This is a genomic window from Paraburkholderia fungorum (assembly GCF_046026025.1).
GTDB classification, from domain to species: Bacteria; Pseudomonadota; Gammaproteobacteria; order Burkholderiales; family Burkholderiaceae; genus Paraburkholderia; species Paraburkholderia fungorum_E.
In genome coordinates this window covers 1-1,120 of sequence record NZ_JAQQFL010000097.1, presented here as the reverse complement: position 1 = coordinate 1,120, position 1,120 = coordinate 1, and the positions used below count along the sequence as shown (strand labels likewise).

At 64.0% G+C, this 1,120-nt stretch carries 1 protein-coding gene; it reads left to right on the top strand.

Annotated features, from left to right (window positions below):
- Positions 1 to 1,120: porin (locus tag PQR67_RS38160; protein WP_408467947.1), on the top strand; the 1,120-nt coding region annotated here is incomplete at both ends.

The window sequence follows — 1,120 nt, the reverse complement described above, 5'->3', positions numbered from 1 at the left end:
TCGTCGATACGGGGATCGGCTATCAGAGCAGCCAGACGTCGCTGGGTTCGACGTCGGGTGGCCGCTCGGTGATCAAGATGGTGAACGGCATCTGGGCGGGCAGCCGCTTCGGCCTGAAGGGCAGTGAAGATCTGGGCGGCGGCACGAAGGCGATCTTCCAGTTGGAAGAGGGCTTCAACAGCGCAACCGGCGCGCAGTCCGTTTCGGGTCTGGCGTTCAACCGGCAGGCGTACGTGGGTGTGGCGAATGCCACCTACGGTTCGCTCACCGCGGGCCGCCAGTACACGTCGTACTACACGCTGCTGTCGCCCTATAGCCCGACCACGTGGCTGACTGGCGCTTACGGCGCACACCCGGGCGATATCGATTCGCTGGATACGCTGTACCGCGCGAATAACTCGCTGGTGTACACGTCGCCGAGCATGCACGGCCTGACGGTAAGCGGTTCGTATTCGCTGGGCGGTGTGGCGGGTAGCACCAATGCTGGTTCGACAATTAGCGGGGCGGTTCAGTACCTGAACGGCCCGTTCGGGATCGCGGCAGGCTACCAGCGCATCAATAACGCGGCGCCGGGCGGCGGTGCGTGGGACGCTAACTCCACGACGTCCAACGCCGGCGCGCAGACGGCTGTGTCGGGCATCAACAACGGCTATCAGACGGCGCAGGCGCAACAACGGGTTGCGGTGACGGGTGGCTATGCGTTCAGCTCGCAATGGGACATCTCGTTCTCGTATTCGAACGTGCAATACATCCCGGGCGTGAACTCGGCGTTCCACAGCGAGGCGATCTTCAACACGGCAGGCGCAGTGCTGCACTACAAGCCGCTGACGGCGCTGGACCTGGCTGCCGGCTACAGCTATACGCGTGCGACGCAGGCGAATGGCATTACGAGCGCGGCCAGCTATCAGCAGTTCAATCTCTCGCAGTACTACAGTCTGTCCAAGCGGACCGGCCTGTATGCGCTGGAGGCCTACCAGCGTGCGGGCGGCCAGACTCTGGCGCCGAACAAGGCGGGCACGGCCACGAGCATCATCAATGCAACGGCCGATATCGGCGACGGTCAGAACGGCGCGCCGTCCTCGTCACGCAGCCAGTTCGCGGCAGGCGTGGGCATTATCCA